A 16,806-nucleotide genomic window follows, 5' to 3' on the forward strand; every position below is an offset into this window, starting at 1 on the left:
GGTCGACGCCGCCACCGCCTCCTTCCTCACGGTGAACGAGAACTTCAACGCCGGGTGGCGCGCGACCGTCGGCGGCACCGAGCTCCGGGCCGTCCGCCTGGACGGCTGGAAGCAGGGCTGGGTCGTCCCGAAGGGAACCCGCGGCGTCGTCGAGCTGGCCTACACCCCCGACCGGGCGCAGCGGACCGCCGTGGTCGCGGGCCTCAGCCTGCTGCTCGTCCTGCTGCTGGTCGCCGTCCGGCCGTCCGGGCGCCGCGGCCGGCGCCGCCCGGAGCCCCGCGCCCTCGTCGCCGGGACGGGCTGGCCCGCGTGGGCGGCGATCGGCCTGGCCGCCGCGCTCGGCGGCTGGATCGCCGGGCTGCCCGGCCTCGCCGTCACGGTCGCGGTCGCCGCCGCCTGCGGCTGGGCCCGCACCCGCCGCTCCGCCGTACCGCGCGCCCTCGCCTCGCCGTGGCCGGTCGCGCTCGCCATGCTCGCCGGGGCGGGCTGCCTCGCCGCCGGCGTCCGGCTCGACAACCCGGCGGCCCCGTCCGGCCCGCTCGGCGACATCGTCCCGCAGCTGCTCGGCCTCGTGATCGTCGGGCGGCTCGCGGTCGAACTGTGGCGGCCGAAGCCGCCCGGTGGCGGTTCCGGCGGCCCGATCTCGCTCAGCTGGACGGCGCCCGGGCAGGGTCCGCCGGACGGGACGGGGCCCGGCGCCGGGTCAGGCGCTGGACCGGCCACTCCACCAGATAGTGGGTCAGGGCCCCCGCTGCGATGGTCGCCGCAGCCATCAGCGGCAGATCCGTCACGACGTTCCCCCGGAAGCCGCGGCCGGTCGCGTCGTACCAGGCGATGATGATCAGGAGCTGCCACAGGAACACGCCGTAGGAGATCCGGCCGAGGAACCGCATCACCGGATTCCCCAGGATCGCGCCGAGCGCCGGATGATCCGCCGGAGCCAAGGCGACCGGCGCCACGAGCGCCGCCGCGCACAGCCCGAAGACGACCACGTGCAGCAGGGACGTCCAGAACGCGTCCGGTGTCTGGAGGCTGAGCGGCCCGGCGGCAGGGGTCGCCGCCACCACGTACAGCATCGCCGCCGCGACCCAGCACGCCGCCCACGAGTCCGACACGGCGCGGCACACCGCGGCCACGGGACGGCGCTCGTCCAGCCGCGCCCACACCGTCACCACCGCGAGCGCCATCCCGATCGCGAACCAGGCGAAGTACCGCGGAAGCCAGACCCCCATCCCGGTGTGCCGCTCCGGGACGAACATCAGGACGGTCCACGGCAGCGACAGCGCCGCGTACACGCCGATCCCGACGAGGAGCCGCCTGGCGCGCACGCCGGGATCGCCGCTGCGCGTCCGGCGCGCGTACCAGGAGAGGGCGGCCGCGGTGAACGGGAGCAGCACGTACCAGCCGGCCTCGACGACGAGGCTCCACATCTGCCCGAGCTGCGCGGGCCCGAGGTCGCCGTTCCACCACGGGTCGGGCAGGTAGGTCTGCGTCAGGGTGAGCAGCGAACCCCAGGTCAGCGGGTCGCCGATGTGGTCGCGCCCGGCCGTGAGCATGAAGACGACGACCACGGCCCAGTACGCGGGCAGGATGCGGAACACGCGCCTGCGCAGATATTCGGCCGTCCGCGGAGTGGCCCGCCCCTCCAGGACGGCCGCCGCCCAAGGGCGGTAGAGCAGCAGCCCGGACAGCGCGAAGAAGATCGGCACGCCCACCTGACCACCGTTGAACAGCCACCGCGCACCGTTCGGGTTGGTGATCGAACCGGCCGCGCTCGCGACGTGGAAGACCAGCACGACGAGTGCCGCCACGGCCCGAAGACCGTCCAGGGTGTCCTGATGCCCCGACACTGGCGGCACCACGGCCTGTCCCCCCTGCTCGGCAGACCTCACGAGCCAGGCCCCTCGAACACGCCAGACTTCCCGCGCAGGTCGGGCTCCCGGGGTTCGCTGAGCTCTTCGGGTTCGCCAGGGTTCCCGGGTTCGCTGAGCTTCCTAAGCACGTCGGGCTTCTTTGGGAGTGCCGTGCTTTTGGAGGACGAGGACGAGGTTCCAGGTGGCTATCTCGCGTAGGCCTGGGACGCGGACGATGGGCTCGGCCCAGCGGGGGTGGTAGCGGGGTAGGGCGTCGAGGACGGTCACCTGGTCGTTTGCGCGGGCCCATCTGAGCGCCGACGACACCGATACCGGATGCAGGCCGAGTCCGAAGCGGTTCTTCGGTGGGAAACCGTTTCGGCGCTCGTACCGGCGCGCGGCCCGGTCGCCGCCGAGATAGTGCCAGGGGGATGTCTCGTGGCCGCCCCATGGGGACAGCCAGTTGGTGAACGACAGGAAGACCGTCCCGCCCGGCCTGGTCACCCTGACCATCTCGTCGGCCATGCGCCAGGGTTCGGGGACGTGTTCCAGGACGTTCGAGGAGAAGCACACATCGACCGACCCCGTCTGGAAGGGGAGGGCCAGCGCGCTCCCGACGAGGGTGTTGGGTACGTCGACGGCGTGCGCGGTCAGTTCGGAGAGGTCGTGGTCGATGCCGGTGCAGCGCGCTCCCGCCGACGTCAGCGCGCGGGCGAAGAACCCGGAACCGGTTCCCACGTCGATTACGGTCGCTCCCGCGAGGTCGGTGTACGAGCCGAGCTGCGCGACGGTGTCGCGCGCCATCAGCTCGTAGAAGTACTCCGGTTCGCTCTGCTCGCGCCGGAACGCGCTCAGCAACCGGACCGACCGCGCCAGCGTGGCCCGGTGCCCGTGCTCCGGACGCGCTTCGTCCCACCTGGGGGGCGCCGCCATCGCCACCTCACCGTCTCCGTCGTCCCGCCCGGCCCTCCCGCCGATCGGGCGCCCGCAAGGTAACGGGGAGCTTACCGACCAGTACAGCGGTCCGGTAGGGTGACCCGGACATGCTGGAGGCGGGGCCCGGCGGCTCGGCGCGGCCCCCGCCCGCCGTGCGCGCGACGGCAGCCCCGGAGGTGTTCATGCGGCGACCGGTCGGCCTGGTCCTGATCGGCCTTGGCGCGTTCTTCCTCACGCTCGCGCCGCTCGTCCGTTTCTACGTGGCCGACCAGGTGGTCGTCGCGCCCCTGAACCGCTACCAGGTGACGAACCTGGAGTCGAAGGACTCGACATACTTCGACGAGGCCGACGTCAAGCTCAAGACCGGCGTCACCCTGCTGGCCAAGAACACCGTCCGCGGGGACGTCCGCGCCAACGAGGGCAACGACGACATCGCCGTCTGGGACTCCACCACCAACATCTACAACCAGGCGAAGCCGGACAAGCCCGTCCAGATCCAGGGCTACCGCATCGCCTTCGACCGCCGGACGGGCGTCCTGACCAACTGCTGCGGCGCCAACGTCGACGGCGACAACGGTGTCCGGATGGTCGGATACGGGCTGCTGTTCCCCATCGCGAACGTCCAGAAGAAGGACTATCCCTTCTACGACATGACGACCAGGCAGACGGCGCCGATGCAGTTCAACGCCGTCGAGAAGGTCCACGGGCTGACGACGTACCGTTTCACCCAGACGATCCCGCTGACCAAGACGGCCTCGCTGGACGCCAAGCTGCCCGCGAAGATGCTGGGCCTGCCCAAGGACGCGGGCAACCAGAAGGTCGACCGGTACACGGAGGCCTACAACACCGTCTGGGTCGACCCGCGCACGGGCATCCCGGTCAAGCACCGCGAGAACATCCGCAGCACCGTCCGCACGTCCGACGGCCGGGGCTCGATGATCGTCGCGCAGGCCGACCTCATCACCGTCGACCGGGACCAGCGGGGCCTGGTCGACATGGCGAACAGCACCGCCCTGCAGATCGACATGGTGCGCAGCTACGTCCCCGCCACCGGCGTCCTGCTCGGCCTGATCCTGCTGTTCGTCGGCGGCTACCTCGGCATGGGCCGCCGGGAGGCCCCACCCCTGGAGGCCCCGCGCCGCCCCGACGGCAAGTTCGGCGACATGACCGCGCCCGGACCGCCGAGGCCGTCCGGTCCGCCCGGCCCGTCCAAGCCGTCCGCGGTGCCCACCGAGTCCGCCGCGCCCGTCGTCCCCTCCGCGGGGCCGCCCGAGTCGCGCCGCCCGGCCCCCCTCAGCCAGCGCCAGCAGCGCAGGGCTGCGGGCCCCGCGAAACGCCGCTGACCCCGCAGGCGGCCCGGCTCGCCGCGTGCGTCCGGCCGCATTCGTGCCGTTCTCGCCACCTTCCGCCGCGACGTTCATGGCGCGGTGAGCGCCGCCCCCTGAGCGGCGCCCCCGTGCTCCCCTGTGGCCTCCGGCCCGCGCCCGCGGTGTGCCGCCGCGCGTCGGCCGCAGGCCCCGGAGATCCTTGCTGATACGTGTTCTAGAAGCCCTGCACGCATGCGTCCGGGATGAGATTCCTAACTAGAACCTGTTGCAGTTTTGTGGGTCCGCGCCTAGGGTCGAGGCTGTGCGGACACGAGTCACCGAACTATTCGGCATCGAGTACCCGATCTTCGCGTTCAGTCATTGCCGCGACGTGGTCGCGGCGGTGAGCCGCGCCGGCGGCATGGGCGTCCTCGGCGCCCTGCACTTCACCCCCGAGGAGCTCGAACTCGAGCTGAAGTGGATCGACGAGCACGTGGGGGGCAAGCCCTACGGCGTGGACGTCGTGATGCCCGCCAAGTACGAGGGCGCCGACGTCGGCGACGCCGAGGAGCTGCTCGGCAGGCTGCAGGGCATGATCCCGGCGCAGCACCGGGAGTTCCTGGAGAACCTGCTGGCCGAGCACGGCGTGGAGCCGCGCGGCGAGCAGGCCGGCAAGGCGCTGCTCGGCTGGACGGACGTGACCGCGCGGCCGCAGGTCGAGGTCGCGCTCAAGCACCCGATCGCGCTGCTGGCCAACGCCCTCGGCCCGCCCCCGGCGGACGTCGTCGCGCAGGCGCACGAGCACGGCGTGAAGGTCGCGGGGCTGGCCTCCAACGCCCGGCACGCCCGCAAGCAGGTCGAGGTCGGCGTGGACATCATCGTCGCGCAGGGCACCGAGGCCGGCGGGCACACCGGCGACGTCGCCACGATGGTCCTCATCCCCGAGGTCGTCGACGCCGTCGGGAAGGACACCATCGTGCTCGCGGCGGGCGGCATCGGCCGGGGCCGCCAGATGGCCGCCGGCATGGCGCTCGGCGCGGACGGCGTCTGGACGGGCTCGATCTGGCTGACGGTCGACGAGGCCGACACCCCCGAGCGGGCCCTGCCGAAGCTGCTGGGCGCCACGTCCCGCGACACGGTCCGGTCCCGGGCCTGGACGGGCAAGCCCGCGCGCTTCCTCAAGACGGCGTGGACCGAGGCGTGGGAGAGCGAGAACTCGCCGGGCTACCTCCCGATGCCCATGCAGTTCATGCTGATCGCCGACGCCCTGCCCCGGATCCAGCGGTCCGGCGACGGCGAGCTGGTCACCTTCCCGGTGGGCCAGATCGTCGGATCGATGAACCAGGTGAGGCCGGCCGCCCAGGTGGTCTACGACCTGATCGAGGAGTACGTCGAGGCGATCGAGCGCCTCAACGCCATCACCGAAGGCTGACCGCCCGAAGGCCCCGGCCGGCGCCGATCCTCCCGGCGCCGGCCGGGGCCGCACGCGTTCCCGGCCGCGCGGCGGCCGGACGAAGATCATTAAAGCCCGGATATCGCCGGTGATCGCTGTTACGGTGTGGCCGCACCAAGATCATTCAACGGGGAAGGTATCGGGTGAAGAGAAGCAGAAGGCTCGCCGTGTTCGCGGGGTCCGCCCTCGCCCTGGGGGCGGTCGCCGCCGTCGGGATCACCGCGGCGCGGCCGGGCGAGCACCGCGCGGCGTCCGTCGCGGGCGCCGCAGCGACCACGTGGCCGCTCGTCCAGAGCAGCCCGAACACCGACACCGGAACCAGCCTCAGCGGTCTGACCGCGGCACCGGACGGCACCATGTGGGCCGCCGGCGGCCGGCAGGCGAGCGGCGTCTACAAGCCGATCCTCCAGCGCCTGACCGGCGACACCTGGAGCAACGTGACACTGCCGGCGGCAGCGGCCCCGTACCGCTTCAACGCCGCCGCGGCCACGTCGACGTCGAACCTGTGGCTGGCCGCCCAGCTCAACACCTCGGGCGACTCCCACGCCGTGCTGCGCTGGAACGGCACGGCCTGGAGCACGTTCAAGGTCCCGCTGAGCTTCCAGCCCAGCGACATCGCCACCGCGGGCTCCGGCAGCACATGGGTGGTCAGCAGCACGGCGGCCAAGCACTGGAACGGCACGGCCTGGGCCGACACCCCGATCGGGATCAAGCCGCGCGCGATCACGGCCGTCTCGCCCACCAGCGCGTGGGCGGTCGGCTGGGCGGGCGAGGGGCTGCCCGCCGCGGCCCACTGGAACGGCACCGCGTGGAGCACCGTCCCGTTCCCCAAGATCGACGGCGTGGACGCCAAGAGTGAGATCGCGTCCACCCTGAGCGACGTGTACGCCGCCTCTGAGAACGACGTCTGGGCGGTCGGGTCCGTGCGGGTGCTGGACGAGTCGGGTAAGAGGGTCTCGCGTTCGGTGCTGGCGCACTGGAACGGCACCGCGTGGAGCAACGTCCTCGGCGCTCCCGGGACCTACCTGACCAACGTCGCCTCGGATGGCGCGGGCGGTATCTGGGTCTCCGCCGGCACCGCCATGCGCCACCGCACCGCGGCGGGGGTCTGGTCCGACGAGACCCTGGCCCAGCCCACCGGGACGAAGGCCGTCCCCGCGGAGCTGGCGCTCCGCCCGGGCACCACGACCATGTGGGCGGTCGGTTGGACGAGCAACAGCGCGACCGGGTGGGCCGACCTGGCCCACTGGCGCAGCAACTGACGTTGATCTGACCGGACCGGCGCCCGCCCCCGTAGAACTGTCGTCCAGGGGCGGGCGCCGGTCCGTTCACGTCCGGGGCGGCGGCTCTTCCCGCGCCTCCGGCGGGATCCTCGACCCGCGGGCGGGCCGGAGGCGGGTCAGAAGCGGGTCATCCAGGACAGCGCGCGGGCCAGGAGGTAGTAGACGGCGCCGGCGAGGGCCCAGTTGATGTAGAGCTGCTCCTCGGGGTCGCTGCGCGTGAAGACGTCGTGGAACGGCGTGGCGAGCCAGCGTCCCGCGTCGAGCGTGGCGTCCACCAGGGTGTTCCCGGGGTTCGCGCCGCCCCACGTCAGCAGCATGCCGAGGGCGAGGATCGCGACCGCCGCCCAGCCCGCCGCCATGATCATCGCGCTGACGGGGTTCGGCCTGGTGCGCCGCCACCGCGGCGGCTTGCGCTGGACGGCGGTGCCGTCCGTCCGCCGCCAGAGCGCCCGCCGGGGCGGACGGGGGGACGCCTCCTCCGGCGTCTCGTGCTTGCGTCCCAGATGCAGGGCCATGGCCAGGTCCTTCCGTGCTCGCCTTCGCCCCAGGCGATGCCACGCGAGGCGCCCCGCAAACCCGGCCCCTATTTACGGACAGCCCATTACTGCCGGGCTGGACGTCACTTGCCGTGGTAGACGGGCGGGCGCTTCTCCTTGAAGGCGCGCGAGCCCTCCTTGGCGTCCTCGGAGCCGATGACCGGCCAGCCGATCTCGTCGGAGATCTTGAGGGCGTCCTCCTCGGACAGGTGCTGGGTCTCGCGGTAGGTGCGCAGGATGCCCTGGACGGCGAGGGGGCCGCAGGCGGCGATCTGGTCGGCCAGCTCGCGGGCGGCGGCGAGCGCCTGCCCGTCCGGGACGATCTTGTTGATCAGGCCCATCGCGAGGGCCTCCCGCGGGGTGACCGAACGGGCGGTCAGCAGGATGTCCATCGCGTTGGCGTAGCCGATCTGGCGGGGGAGCCGGATCGCGGAGCCGCCCATGGGGAACAGGCCGCGCTTCGCCTCGTACAGGCCGAGGGTGGCGCCCTCGGCGACCACGCGCAGGTCGGTGCCGACGAGCAGCTCGGTGCCGCCGGCCACAGCGTAGCCCTCGATGGCGCAGATGAGCGGCTTGGTCGGCTGGCCCTCGCGCAGCAGGCCCTTCCAGTGGAAGTTGGGGATCTGCGCCATCCGCTCCTGGACGCGCGGGTCGGACGGCTGCTGTCCCATCGCCTTCAGGTCGGCGCCCGCGCAGAACGTGCCCTCGGCCCCGGTGAGGATGGCGACGCGGACCTCGGGGGTGTCGGAGATGTAGGTCCAGGCGTCGGCGAGGCCCACCAGCATGGACGAGCTGAGCGCGTTGCGCGCCTCCGGGCGGTTCATCGTGACGATGACGACGTGCCCGTCGCGCTCCACGGTGCAGTGCTCGGTGCTGATCGGCAGCCGTTCCGTCATGGTTCCTCCAGCTCAGATAGCAAACGAGAACAGATTCTAGTTAAGCCGTTGCCCTACCGGTAGGGGTTGAACTGCAAAACGAGAACGTGATCTACTTTCTCTGCCGGGCGCCCGCAGAGGCACCGGTGCTCTGTGCTTTCTCTGCTCACTGTGCTCTCTGTGCTCACGTAGGGAGATCCGATGGGGTCATTGGGCTTTTGGCGGCTGGCGCAGGCCGATCCCGAGTGGGTCGCCGCCGTCGATCCGGACGGGACGCCGCACGCCGCGGGCGACCTGCTGGCACGCGCGAACCGGCTCGTCCACGGCCTGCGCGCGCTGGGCCTGGAGAAGGGCGACGGCATCTGCGGCCTCGTCCCGAACGGCGCGGACGGGGTCGTCCTCTACCTGGCGGCGCTCCAGGCGGGCTGGTACTACACGCCGATCAACTGGCATCTGACCGGCCCGGAGATCGGCTACATCGTCGCCGACAGCGAGGCCAAGGCGTTCTTCGTCCACGAGCGGTACGCCGCCGAGGGCGCGCGGGCGGGCGAGGAGATCGAGGCCCACCGGCGGTTCGCGTTCGGGGAGGTCGAGGGCTTCCGGCCGATCGCGGAGCTGGTCGACGGGCAGCCCGACACGCTTCCGGACGACCGCAGCAACGGCGCCACGATGCACTACACGTCCGGGACGACGGGACGGCCGAAGGGCGTCAGGAGGGCGCTGGCCGGGCTCGACCCCGACGACAGCGCCGAGCTGATGACGTTCCTGCTCGGCATGTTCGGCATCCCGCCGGGCCGCCCCGCCGGGGGCGAGCACCAGGCGCACCTCGTCACCTCGCCGAACTACCACACGGCCGTCACCCAGTTCGGCGGGACGGCCCTGCAGATGGGCCACACGCTCGTCTACATGGACAAGTGGGACGCCGAGGAGACCCTGCGGCTGATCCAGGAGCACCGCGTCAGCAACACCCACATGGTGCCGACGCACTTCAAGCGGCTGCTGTCGCTGCCGGAGGACGTCCGGACCCGGTACGACGTGTCGAGCATGAAGTGGGCGATCCACGCGGCGGCGCCGTGCCCGGTGCCGCTCAAGCAGCAGATGCTCGACTGGTGGGGCGACTGCATCTGGGAGTACTACGCGGCGACGGAGGGCGGCGGGACGATCGCCAGCCCGGCCGACTGGCGCGCCCACCCCGGAACCGTCGGCAACGCGTGGCCGATCAGCGAACTGCTGATCGTGGACGACGACGGCGAGCCCGTCCCGACCGGGACGCACGGCACGATCTACATGAAGATGGCCGGCGTCGAGTTCGAGTACAAGGGCGACCGGGAGAAGACGGAGAAGAACCGCCTGAAGGACTTCTTCACCGTCGGGGACATCGGGTACCTGACCGAGGACGGGTTCCTGTTCCTGTCCGACCGCAAGGCCGACATGATCATTTCGGGCGGCGCGAACATCTACCCGGCCGAGATCGAGAACGAGATCATCCTGCATCCCAAGGTCGGGGACGTCGCCGTGTTCGGCATCCCGGACGAGGAGTGGGGCGAGCAGATCAAGGCCGTCGTCGAGCCCGCCGAGGGCGTCGAGCCCGGCCCGGAGCTCGCGGCGGAGATCCTCGCGTCGCTGGAGGGGCGGCTGGCCAAGATGAAGTGGCCGAGGTCGGTCGACTTCATCGAGGCGATGCCGCGCGAGCCCAACGGCAAGCTCCTCAAGCGCAAGCTCAGGGACCCGTACTGGAAGGACCGCGACAGTGCCATCTGACACGGCGCCCGTCGAGAACGCGCCCGGCGACACCGGGCCGCCCGAGCCGAACCACGTCCTGGAGTTCCCCGGCGGCTACACGCGCTCGGTCGGCCCGGTGATCGGCCGCTTCTTCAGCGAGCTGCGCGACGGCCGGCTCGTCGGCGTCCGGACGGCGGACGGCAGGGTCCTCGTCCCGCCGTCGGAGTACGACCCGCAGACCGGCGAGGACGTGACGGACGAGTTCGTCGAGGTCGGTCCGGTCGGGACGGTCACGACCTGGTCGTGGGTGGCGCACCCGGCGAAGGAGCATCCGCTGGACCGCCCGTTCGCCTGGGCGCTGATCCGTCCGGACGGCGCCGACACCGCCCTCCTGCACGCCCTCGACCTCGGCATCTTCGAGGAGGGCGCCAAGCCGCCGAAGTTCCTCAGGACGGGGATGCGCGTCCGGCCCCGCTGGCGGGCCGAGCGGACCGGCGGGATCGGCGACATCGAGTGCTTCCAGCCCGAGGTCACCATGATCAACGCGCCGACGCGGCTGGAGTACCGGCTCAAGGGCGGCCAGGCCCTGCGGCGCTTCCTGGAGGGCATGTCCGAGGGCCGCATCCTCGGCCACCGGTGCCCGGTGTGCGAGTCGGTCATCGTCCCGATGAAGGGGCTGTGCCCCCGCGACGGCGTCCCCACGACCGAGGAGGTGGAGCTGCCCGACACCGGCACCGTCACCACCTTCGCGGTCAACAACATCCCCGACCCGCGCGCGCCCGAGGTGCCGTTCGTGTCCGCCTACGTCCTGCTGGACGGCGCGGGCCTGACGATGCTGACGCTCGTGGCGGGCATCCCGGCCGACCAGGTCCGGATGGGCATGCGGGTGAAGGCGGCGTGGCGGCCCCGCGAGGAGTGGGAGCGGACGATGGGCAACATCAAGTGGTTCGAGCCCATCGACGAGCCCGACGTCCCCTTCGAAGAGATCAAGGACTTCATGTGATGCCTCGTCCCGTGGCCGTGGTCGCGTTCGCGCAGACCGAGCACAGCGGTGAGGACCGGGGGATGGCCGAGATCGAGATCCTGGCCCCCGTCATCACCGAGATCAAGGAGCGGACGGGCCAGAAGCAGTTCGGCTTCACCTGCTCCGGATCCTGCGACTACCTCGCCGGCGCCCCGTTCGCGTTCGTGTCGGCGCTGGACGCCATCGGCGCGTGGCCGCCGATCTCCGAGAGCCACGTCGAGATGGACGCGGCGTGGGCGCTGTACGAGGCGTGGGTGAAGCTCCAGCACGGCGACATCGACACCGCGCTGGTGTACGGGTTCGGGAAGTCGTCGCAGGGCAACCTGCGGGCCGTCCTCACCCAGCAGCTCGACCCGTACCACCTGGCGCCGCTCGGCATCGACGCGGTGTCGCTGGCCGCGCTCCAGGCCCGCGCCTACATGGAGCGGTCGGGTGCGAAGGAGGACGACCTGCGCGCCGTCGCCGCGCGATCCCGTGAGGCCGGGCACGGCAACCCGTTCGCGCTGCACCTGCCCGCCCCCGAGGGCGACGACTACGACGTCGCGCCGCTGCGCCCCTACGACGTCGCGCCCGTCACCGACGGCGCCGCGGCGATCGTCCTCGCGGCGGGCGACCGGGCCCGCGAGCTGTGCGAGCGCCCCGCGTGGATCACCGGGATCGACCACCGCACCGAGCCGCACGCGCCCGGGGTCCGCGACCTGAGCCGCTCGGACTCGGCCCGCGTCGCGGGCGAGAAGGCCGGCGCGACCGGCATCGAGGTCGCCGAGCTGCACGCGCAGTACACGCACGAGGAGCTGATCCTGCGGGAGGCGCTCGGCCTGGGCGAGGACACGGTGGTCAACCCGTCCGGCGGGCCGCTGTCGGCGAACCCGATGATGGCCGCCGGCCTCATCCGGATCGGCGAGGCCGCGGCCCGCGTCCACGACGGGTCGGCGTCCCGCGTGCTGGGGCACGCCTCGTCCGGACCCTGCCTCCAGCAGAACCTCGTCTGCGTCCTGTCGGGAGAGAACCATGGCTAACCGTTGCGCGATCATCGGCGTCGGGCAGACGGCGTACAAGACCAAGCGGCTGGACGTCTCGATGGCCGGGCTGCTGCGCGAGGCGGCCCGCCGGGCGCTGGAGGACGCGCAGCTGACCTGGAAGGACATCGACGCGGTCGTCGTCGGCAAGGCCCCCGACCTGTTCGAGGGCGTGATGATGCCGGAGACGTTCCTCGCCGAGGCGCTCGGCGCCGCCGGCAAGCCGATCATGCGGGTGCACACCGCCGGGTCGGTCGGCGGCTCCACGGCGATCGTCGCGGCGGGCCTCATCCAGGGCGGCGTCCACGACCGCGTCCTCACGATCGCGTGGGAGAAGCAGTCGGAGTCGAACGCGACGTGGGCGCTGACGGTGAACTCTCCGTTCACGACGTCGCTGGTCGTGGGCGCGGGCGGCTACTTCGCGCCGCACATCCGCGCCTACATGCGCCGCTCGGGCGCCCCCGACCACATCGGGACGCTCGTCGCGGTCAAGGACCGGCAGAACGCGCTGAAGAACCCGTGGGCGCACCTGAAGATCCCCGGCATCTCCCGCGAGATGGTCGAGTCGACGCCGATGCTGTGGGAGCCGATCCGCTACCTGGAGACGTGCCCGTCGTCGGACGGCGCGTGCGCGATGGTGCTGGCCTCGGAGGACGCGGCGAAGAAGGCCCCGGCCCCGCCCGCCTGGGTGCACGGCACGTCGATGCGCTCGGAGCCGATGCAGTTCGCGGGGCGCGACACCGTGAGCCCGCAGGGCGGCAAGGACGCGGCGGCGGACGTCTACCGGCAGGCCGGGATCTCCGACCCGCGCCGCGAGCTGGACTGCGCCGAGGTCTACGTCCCGTTCTCCTGGTACGAGCCGATGTGGCTGGAGAACCTCGGGTTCTGCGGCGAGAGCGAGGGCTGGAAGCTCACCGAGGCGGGCGCGACGGCACTGGACGGCGACATCCCGTGGAACCCGTCCGGCGGCGTCCTGTCTTCCAACCCGATCGGGGCGTCCGGGATGATCCGGTTCGCCGAGGCGGCGCTGCAGGTGCGCGGCCAGGCGGGCGAGCACCAGGTGGACGGCGCGCGGCGCGCGCTCGGCCACGCCTACGGCGGCGGAGCCCAGTTCTTCGCCATGTGGATCGTCGGCAGCGACAAACCCTGATTCCCGGAGGCCCGTCCGATGGAGTTCAACCACGCTGACCTGTTCGAGGGCGTCGCGGACGCGATCGGGGACCGTCTCGCGCTGGTGTGCGGCGACCGGCGCCTCACCTACGCCGAGCTGGACGAGCACGCCAACCGCCTCGCGCACCATCTGGCGGACGCGGGCGTCGGGCCCGGGCAGCACGTCGCCGTCCAGCTCTACAACGGCGTCGAGTACGCCGCCGCGCTGCTGGCCGCGCTGAAGATCCGGGCCGTGCCCATCAACGTCAACTACCGGTACGTGGAGAGCGAGCTGCTCTACGTGTACCGCGACTCCGACAGCGTCGCGCTGCTGTACGACGTCGAGTTCGAGGACCGCGTCGCGGCGACCGTCCCGCAGGTGCCCGAGCTGCGGCACCTCGTCGCGGTGGGCGGCGAGCCGTCCATCCCGGGCGCGGTCGCCTACGACGCGGCGCTGGAGGACGCCTCCGGCGCACGGGACTTCCCGGCGCGCTCCAAGGACGACGTCTACATCATCTACACCGGCGGGACGACCGGGATGCCGAAGGGCGTCATGTGGTCGACCGAGCAGATGCTGCTCGCGTTCTGGAACCCCACCTTCCCCCGTCCGACCAGGCCGGAGGACGTGGTCGAGAACGCCCGCGGCGGCGGCCCGATGACGATGATGCCGGTCGCGCCCCTGATGCACGGCGCCGCCCAGATGGCCACCTGGATCGCCTGGTTCATGGGCGCGACGCTCGTCTACACGCGCAAGTTCGACGCGGCCGACGTGTGGCGGACGATCGAGCGGGAGAAGGTCAACTCGCTGACGATCACCGGGGACGCCATGGCGATCCCGATGGCCGAGGAGCTGGCGCGCGGGGACTACGACACCTCGTCCCTCCTGGCATACGTCTCCACCGGCGCGATCTTCACCGGGACGGTCCGCGACCGCATCCAGGAGCTGCTGCCGAACACGATGATCCTGGACCGCTTCGGCTCGACCGAGTCGGGCTCGACGGCCGAGGCCGTCGCCGGCTCCACACCGGAGAAGGGCCTGCGGTTCGCCCCGGACGTGGAGAACGTCACCGTCCTGGACGACGCGTTCCAGCCCGTCGAACCGGGGTCAGGCGTGATCGGCCAGGTCGCCCGCACCGGCTACATCGCGCAGGGCTACTACAACGACCCGGAGAAGACGGCCAGGACGTTCCCCCTGGTGGACGGCCGGCGCTGGCTGCTCACGGGCGACATCGCGACCGTCGAGGAGGACGGCTCGATCGCCGTGTACGGCCGAGGCTCGCAGGCGATCAACACCGGCGGCGAGAAGGTGTTCCCCGAAGAGGTCGAGGCCGTCCTCAAGGGCCACCCGTCCGTCTACGACGCGGTCGTGACGGGCATCCCGGACGAGCGCTGGGGCAACCGCGTCGCCGCGGTGATCCAGCCCTCCGGCGCGGAGCCGTCCTTCGACGAGCTGAACGAGCACTGCCGCAAGGAGCTGTCGGGCTACAAGGTGCCGCGCGTCTACGCGTTCGTCGCGGAGATGAAGCGCTCCCCGGCCGGCAAAGCGGACTACCGCTGGGCGAAACAGGTGGCGGAGGAGGCCAGATAGGGGGGCGGCCCCGAACCTTCGTGGGATTCGGGGCCAGGAGCGGACCTGCTGTTAGCGGTCCTAACGAAACCCATGGTAGGTGCCGCCCGGCAGTGGTGCGATCATTGAACGGTGTCGGCTGCGCCACACGCCGTCGCCGTCCCGCCTGGTCCCGCCGGGTTCGGGTCGATAGAATCTCCCTCAAAGAGTCGCTCTTAAACTGAGTGTCTCTATTTGAGAGCAAAAGGGAGAGAGGTCAAGGCGTGTCGACCCCGGAGCGCGAGCGGATGGCGGCCGAGCTGCAGATGGCGATGCAGCGCAGCACGATGTTCACGGTGCTGCTGCACCATGCCACCGCGAGCAAGGCGGGCATGAACGTCACCGACGCGCAGTGCGTCAACGCGCTGACGCTGGACGGCCCCCAGACGCCGGGCCAGCTCGCCCAGCTCATGGGCATCACGACCGGCGGCGCCATCACCGCCGTCATCGACCGCCTGGAGCGCGCCGGCTACGTCCGCCGCACCCGCGACCCCGACGACCGCCGCCGCGTCATCGTCGAACTCGTCGAGGAGAACGTCGCCCAGTTCGCCCGCTACTTCGAACCGATAGGCCGCGCCTTCCGCGACCGCCTCGCCTCCTACAACGACGATCAGATCGCCCTCCTCCTCGACTGGATCCACCACAACAACGAAACAATGCCGTCTGTAATAGAAGAAATCCGCAAACTCCCCTGACAGCGCCCGGGAGCCGGGCGGTGGCGCTCGCGCGGGAACCCCGCCGGTTGTCGGCGGGGTTCCCGGGGCTGAGCGGCTGCGCGTTACTGGGTCTCGGTGATGCGGACGGCGGTCTGGCCGGAGAAGCGAACGCTGGCGTTGTGCGGGGCGGCCTTCGCCCACTGGTCGAGTCCGTCGACCGTGCACTTGCTGACGTCGGGCGGCGTGGGGGAGCCGTCGGGGCAGGTGCTGCCGGCGACGTACACGACGGTGTCGGTGGTGGTGAAGAAGGCGACGTTGCCGACGGTGTACTTGCCCGGCGCGAGGTAGCGCAGCGGGCCCCACTTGGTGGTGATCTGCTGGCCGCCCTCCTGCGCGAGGGGGGTGTGCCGGCTTCCCGGGGTACCTGAACCGCCCGGGCCCTGCGGGTTCGAGGGGCCGCCCGGAGTGGAACCGCCACCGGGCGTGGACCCGCCGTCCGGCGTCGTGGACTCGCTCGGCGCGGGCGCGGAGCCGGTGGGCGAGGAGGGCGGGGCCGCCGCGGGGTCACCGTCGCCGCCGCAGGCCGTCAGGCCGAGTGCCAGCGCCGCCGCCATACCGGTGATCACGATCTTCCGCATGGGTCCTCGCTCTCGTGCTCGGTGCGCGGCCCCTTGTGGTCGCGCTCTGCAGGATGAGATGCGGGACGGCCCGCCGCGAGTTGGCCCGGCGGGACGTGATCAATCCGACCGGCCGCCGCCCGAACCCGCGCCCCGGCGCGGCCGTCTGGATGTCCTGACGGTGGCGAGAAGTTCGCGCGGAGTCCCAGAACCTTTGCGCGGTTCGCGAGGTATCGGTGACCGCTCGGATGCATGAAGTCACCCGGACGCTCCGTTTGTGGTCACCGCGCCGGAGGGCACATCAGTCACGCAGAGTACTTGGACGAACACAGTGCTCAACGATGCGAGGGAGCCCCCCATGGCCCGTTACGAGATCACGGTGGAGACCGGCAACGTCGACGACGCCGGGACAGATGCCAACGTCCACATCACCCTCTACGGTTCGCTCGCCTCCGCGGGCCCGGTCAAGCTGGACGACAGCAGGGACAACTTCGAGCAGGGCGCGACCGACCACTTCACCCTGGACCTGACCGACGTCGGGCGGCTGGAGACCATCGTCATCGGCCATGACAACTCAGGGAACAAGCCCGGGTGGTTCCTGAACCGGGTCAGCGTCACAAAGGACGGCGACACCGCGGAGTTCGCCGCCTACCGCTGGCTCGCCACCGACGAGAACGACGGCAGGACCGAGGTGCGGCTGACGCGCCAGAGGTGACGGGAGGCGGACGAGGCCGCCTCCGCGCCGCCCCCGCCCGGCCTGGCGCCGGACG

The 16,806-nt window shown here is 71.6% G+C and carries 15 protein-coding genes; 10 read left to right on the plus strand and 5 right to left on the minus strand.

The window, feature by feature from the left end; genetic code table 11:
• Positions 1-647 precede the first annotated feature (647 nt).
• Positions 648-1,850 (minus strand): acyltransferase family protein, encoded by a 1,203-nt coding sequence (locus BJY14_RS27480; RefSeq protein WP_312879433.1) that lies wholly within the window; start codon positions 1,848-1,850, stop codon positions 648-650.
• A 144-nt stretch (positions 1,851-1,994) separates the two neighbouring features.
• A complete protein-coding gene (locus BJY14_RS27485; protein WP_179846242.1) occupies positions 1,995-2,786 on the minus strand; it encodes a class I SAM-dependent methyltransferase in 792 nt (263 codons plus the stop codon).
• A 110-nt stretch (positions 2,787-2,896) separates the two neighbouring features.
• On the opposite strand from BJY14_RS27485, the gene pgfA reads away from it, so the two are divergent.
• The 3 genes from pgfA to BJY14_RS27500 all read left to right on the plus strand — a co-directional run bounded on the left by pgfA (position 2,897) and on the right by BJY14_RS27500 (position 6,811).
• Complete coding sequence (gene pgfA / locus BJY14_RS27490; protein WP_246396138.1) at positions 2,897-4,132, plus strand: cell envelope lipid trafficking protein PgfA; 1,236 nt, start codon at positions 2,897-2,899, stop codon at positions 4,130-4,132.
• A gap of 286 nt (positions 4,133-4,418) precedes the next feature.
• The gene (locus BJY14_RS27495; RefSeq protein ID WP_179846243.1) at positions 4,419-5,528 is read left to right on the plus strand and encodes an NAD(P)H-dependent flavin oxidoreductase; all 1,110 of its coding nucleotides are present in this window, start codon (positions 4,419-4,421) and stop codon (positions 5,526-5,528) included.
• Between the two features lie 164 nt (positions 5,529-5,692).
• Positions 5,693-6,811: a hypothetical protein gene (locus tag BJY14_RS27500; RefSeq protein WP_179846244.1), complete on the plus strand. Its 1,119-nt coding sequence runs from the start codon at positions 5,693-5,695 to the stop codon at positions 6,809-6,811.
• Positions 6,812-6,948: 137 nt separating this feature from the next.
• Here the strand turns inward: BJY14_RS27500 and BJY14_RS27505 are convergent, their stop codons facing one another.
• Together BJY14_RS27505 and BJY14_RS27510 are read right to left on the minus strand one after the other, a co-directional pair.
• On the minus strand, positions 6,949-7,347 hold the full coding sequence (locus BJY14_RS27505) for a hypothetical protein (protein ID WP_179846245.1): 399 nt from the start codon (positions 7,345-7,347) through the stop codon (positions 6,949-6,951).
• 104 nt (positions 7,348-7,451) lie between these two features.
• Positions 7,452-8,264 (minus strand): crotonase/enoyl-CoA hydratase family protein, encoded by an 813-nt coding sequence (locus tag BJY14_RS27510; protein WP_179846246.1) that lies wholly within the window; start codon positions 8,262-8,264, stop codon positions 7,452-7,454.
• 180 nt (positions 8,265-8,444) lie between these two features.
• Between BJY14_RS27510 and BJY14_RS27515 the strand changes: the two genes are divergently transcribed.
• The 6 genes from BJY14_RS27515 (at position 8,445) to BJY14_RS27540 (ending at position 15,458) form a co-directional block, all read left to right on the plus strand.
• Positions 8,445-10,004, plus strand: coding sequence for an acyl-CoA synthetase (locus BJY14_RS27515; protein ID WP_179846247.1), 1,560 nt, complete (start codon positions 8,445-8,447; stop codon positions 10,002-10,004).
• A complete protein-coding gene (locus tag BJY14_RS27520) occupies positions 9,994-10,968 on the plus strand; it encodes a Zn-ribbon domain-containing OB-fold protein (protein WP_312879434.1) in 975 nt (324 codons plus the stop codon). Before BJY14_RS27515 ends, BJY14_RS27520 begins: the two co-directional genes overlap by 11 nt.
• Complete coding sequence (locus BJY14_RS27525; protein WP_179846248.1) at positions 10,968-12,008, plus strand: thiolase family protein; 1,041 nt, start codon at positions 10,968-10,970, stop codon at positions 12,006-12,008. Before BJY14_RS27520 ends, BJY14_RS27525 begins: the two co-directional genes overlap by 1 nt.
• Positions 12,001-13,158, plus strand: coding sequence for a thiolase family protein (locus BJY14_RS27530; RefSeq protein WP_179846249.1), 1,158 nt, complete (start codon positions 12,001-12,003; stop codon positions 13,156-13,158). Before BJY14_RS27525 ends, BJY14_RS27530 begins: the two co-directional genes overlap by 8 nt.
• 18 nt (positions 13,159-13,176) lie before the next feature.
• The gene (locus BJY14_RS27535; protein ID WP_179846250.1) at positions 13,177-14,745 is read left to right on the plus strand and encodes an acyl-CoA synthetase; all 1,569 of its coding nucleotides are present in this window, start codon (positions 13,177-13,179) and stop codon (positions 14,743-14,745) included.
• A gap of 242 nt (positions 14,746-14,987) precedes the next feature.
• Complete coding sequence (locus BJY14_RS27540) at positions 14,988-15,458, plus strand: MarR family winged helix-turn-helix transcriptional regulator (RefSeq protein WP_179846251.1); 471 nt, start codon at positions 14,988-14,990, stop codon at positions 15,456-15,458.
• Between the two features lie 83 nt (positions 15,459-15,541).
• Here BJY14_RS27540 and BJY14_RS27545 read toward each other — a convergent pair whose 3' ends face one another.
• On the minus strand, positions 15,542-16,057 hold the full coding sequence (locus BJY14_RS27545; RefSeq protein WP_179846252.1) for a hypothetical protein: 516 nt from the start codon (positions 16,055-16,057) through the stop codon (positions 15,542-15,544).
• A 337-nt stretch (positions 16,058-16,394) separates the two neighbouring features.
• Here BJY14_RS27545 and BJY14_RS27550 point away from each other — a divergent pair, with 337 nt between their 5' ends.
• Entirely contained in the window at positions 16,395-16,751 is a 357-nt protein-coding gene (locus tag BJY14_RS27550) for a PLAT/LH2 domain-containing protein (protein WP_179846253.1), read from the plus strand.
• Positions 16,752-16,806 lie beyond the last annotated feature (55 nt).

It is taken from the genome of Actinomadura luteofluorescens (genome assembly GCF_013409365.1).
In the GTDB taxonomy this organism is placed as follows: domain Bacteria; phylum Actinomycetota; class Actinomycetes; order Streptosporangiales; family Streptosporangiaceae; genus Spirillospora; species Spirillospora luteofluorescens.

Bases quoted from the DNA above. Each gene is read 5' to 3' on its own strand.
- BJY14_RS27485 (WP_179846242.1), bottom strand. From the start codon at position 2,786: ATGGCGGCGCCCCCCAGGTGGGACGAAGCGCGTCCGGAGCACGGGCAC.
- BJY14_RS27515 (WP_179846247.1), top strand. From the start codon at position 8,445: ATGGGGTCATTGGGCTTTTGGCGGCTGGCGCAGGCCGATCCCGAGTGG.
- BJY14_RS27535 (WP_179846250.1), top strand. From the start codon at position 13,177: ATGGAGTTCAACCACGCTGACCTGTTCGAGGGCGTCGCGGACGCGATC.
- BJY14_RS27545 (WP_179846252.1), bottom strand. From the start codon at position 16,057: ATGCGGAAGATCGTGATCACCGGTATGGCGGCGGCGCTGGCACTCGGC.
- BJY14_RS27505 (WP_179846245.1), bottom strand. From the start codon at position 7,347: ATGGCCCTGCATCTGGGACGCAAGCACGAGACGCCGGAGGAGGCGTCC.
- BJY14_RS27510 (WP_179846246.1), bottom strand. From the start codon at position 8,264: ATGACGGAACGGCTGCCGATCAGCACCGAGCACTGCACCGTGGAGCGC.
- pgfA (WP_246396138.1), top strand. From the start codon at position 2,897: ATGCTGGAGGCGGGGCCCGGCGGCTCGGCGCGGCCCCCGCCCGCCGTG.
- BJY14_RS27550 (WP_179846253.1), top strand. From the start codon at position 16,395: ATGGCCCGTTACGAGATCACGGTGGAGACCGGCAACGTCGACGACGCC.
- BJY14_RS27525 (WP_179846248.1), top strand. From the start codon at position 10,968: ATGCCTCGTCCCGTGGCCGTGGTCGCGTTCGCGCAGACCGAGCACAGC.
- BJY14_RS27530 (WP_179846249.1), top strand. From the start codon at position 12,001: ATGGCTAACCGTTGCGCGATCATCGGCGTCGGGCAGACGGCGTACAAG.